At 65.4% G+C, this 2,440-nt stretch carries 3 protein-coding genes; all 3 read right to left on the bottom strand.

Annotation, left to right across the window (positions count from 1 at the left end; translation table 11 throughout):
- Nucleotides 1-32 precede the first annotated feature (32 nt).
- A complete protein-coding gene (tnpC, locus tag DFP85_RS18740) occupies nt 33-1,562 on the bottom strand; it encodes an IS66 family transposase (RefSeq protein ID WP_133637920.1) in 1,530 nt (509 codons plus the stop codon).
- Nucleotides 1,563-1,654: 92 nt separating this feature from the next.
- Nucleotides 1,655-1,990: an IS66 family insertion sequence element accessory protein TnpB gene (tnpB, locus tag DFP85_RS18745; RefSeq protein WP_040184684.1), complete on the bottom strand. Its 336-nt coding sequence runs from the start codon at nt 1,988-1,990 to the stop codon at nt 1,655-1,657.
- Entirely contained in the window at nt 1,987-2,355 is a 369-nt protein-coding gene (tnpA, locus tag DFP85_RS18750) for an IS66-like element accessory protein TnpA (protein ID WP_133637921.1), read from the bottom strand. Before tnpA ends, tnpB begins: the two co-directional genes overlap by 4 nt.
- Between the last annotated feature and the right edge of the window lie 85 nt (nt 2,356-2,440).

The raw sequence follows: 2,440 nt of genomic DNA on the forward strand, positions 1-2,440 counted from the left end.
GTAAGCGAACGGGCAACACCGCTTGCCAGTGATCAGTCGGTGTGCTGCCAGTGGTGAGGCAGGAGTTCGTGGAGCTGGCTGGCCTTCTGGGTCGGCAGCCGTTCCAACACGTCCTTCAGGTAGGCGTAGGGCTCGTGGCCGTTCAGCTTGGCGCCCTGGATCAGGCTCATGATGGTGGCAGCGCGCTGGCCACTGCGCAGTGACCCGGCGAACAGCCAGTTGGAACGTCCGAGCGCCCAGGGGCGAATCAGGTTCTCCACCCGATTATTGTCAATGGGCAACCCGCCGTCGTCGAGGTAGCGCTTCAGCGCCGCCCAACGCTTCAGGCTGTAATCCAGCGCTTTCGCCGTCGCCGAGCCGTTCGGCACCTTCTCGCGATGAGCCAGCATCCAGCGGTGCAGCGCGTCGGCGATGGGCCTCGCTTTTGTCTCCCGCAGTCGTTGGCGTTCATCAGCGCTCAGTGACTGGGCCTCGCGCTCCACCTGGTAGAGCTGGCCGATCAGCTCGATGGCCTGCCCGGCGATCTGGCTCTTGCCAGCCACGTGCAGGTCGACGAACTTGCGTCGCGCGTGGGCTATGCAGCCGATCTCGGTGACGCCGTTGGCGAAGCTCTGCTTGTAGCCGCTGTAGTCGTCGCAGACCAGCTTGCCCAGCCACTCGCCGAGGAAATCGCGGGCATGCTGGCCGCCGCGCCCTTCGCTGAAGTCGTAGACCACCGCCTTCAAGCCGGCGTAGGGCGTGGTGGCGTAGGCCCAGAGGTAGGCGCGGTGGGTTCTCTTCTTGCCCGGGGCCAACATCGGCACCGGGGTCTCGTCGGCGTGCAGCACTGGCTCGTCGAGCAGCAGATCACGCAACGCATCGATCAGCGGTTGGAGCCGTACGCCGCAGATCCCGACCCATTCAGCCAGGGTGGAGCGCGGGATCGGCACGCCGGCGCGAGCAAAGATCTGCTCCTGGCGATAGAGCGGCAGATGATCGGCGTACTTGGCGATCAGCACCTGGGCCAGCAGGCCGGCGGTGGGGATGCCCTTGTCGATGATCTGTGCCGGCATCGGCGCCTGAGTCAGCGTCTCGCACTGGTCGCAGACCCACTTGCCACGGATATGGCGCTCGACGTGGAACACGCCCGGCGTGTAGTCCAACTTCTCGCTGACCTCCTCGCCGATCCGCCGCAGCTTGCAGCCACAGGCACAGTGCTCGCTCTGCGGGTCATGGCGGATCTCGGTGCGCGGCAGTTCGGGCGGCAAGGGGGCGCGCTTGGGCGCCTTCTTAGGCGCCGGCGACGTGGAGGTGGAGTTGAGATCCTCCAACTCGGTCTCGATGGCGGCGATGTCGGCATCCACCACCTCGTCGAGCAGGCTGATCTGCAGGACGTTGAGTTGCTCGCTGCGCTTGCCGAAGGCATGGCGCTTGAGCAGCGCCAGTTCGTAGGTCAGCTTCTGGTTGACCTGCTCGCTGTGACGCAGCGCCTTATCCTTTTCCTCCACCTGTGACATCAGCGTTGCCGCCAGGTGGCGGAGCTGATCGGGTGAGAGCTGAGACAGGTCGGAAGGCGCATTCATCCGGCGAGTATGCCAGCCCGCCGGGGGCAGTGGGATTAGCGCATCAGCGAATAGCGAGTCGGGAGTTTCTGTGCCGCTCCCGGCCTGACGCATCAGACCAATGAGATCACGCCACCGACGCCGAGACGCTGCCAGGGCAGCCCCTGCACCAGCGCCGTCACCTGCTCGGGACAGAGCTCGACGCGATCATCGTGCCAGTTACCCGCCCAGTGGAACTTACCCTGGTTCAGACGCCGGGCACACAGCCAGACGCCCAGCCCATCGTGCACCAGCACCTTCATGCGATTGCCGCGCCGGTTGGCAAACAGGTAAGCGCAGTGCGGTCTCGCGGCGCCGAACACCTTGACCACCCGGGCCAGGGCCGTGTCCGGGCCGGCGCGCATGTCCAGCGGCTCGGTGGCCAGCCAGATCTCGTCGATGCGGATCATCCCAGCAGCCCCTTTAGCCAGTGGCCACACTGAGCGGCCTCACTCACCGGCCAGCGCACGGTGATCGTGCCCTGTGATGAGGGCAGCTCGATGCAAATCTCGCCAGCGGTGGAGGGCGGTGTTGGCAGGCTGGCCTCTGCTGGCGACACCGGCAGGGGTACGAAGTCCGGCACGGCCGGTAGCTGGCTCTGCCGCTTGGCCTTGCGGATCCAGGTCTGGACGAGGTTGGTATTGAGCCCATGCTGCAGGGCGACTTGGGCAATGGAGGTATCGCCCTGCAGGCAGGCCGCGACGATCTTGCCCTTGAACGACGGGGCGTAGCGACGGCGACGACGGATCTCACGCTCGGTGTTTGGGGACGTCATGAATAGGTGCCCATCTATTGTTACGTGGGCACCTAATGTCACCGGACAAGGCCTTCCGCGGAAGATGTGTTCAGCAGCCGGTTAC

Origin of the sequence: Halomonas ventosae, assembly GCF_004363555.1 — a bacterium.
GTDB classification, from domain to species: Bacteria; Pseudomonadota; Gammaproteobacteria; order Pseudomonadales; family Halomonadaceae; genus Halomonas; species Halomonas ventosae.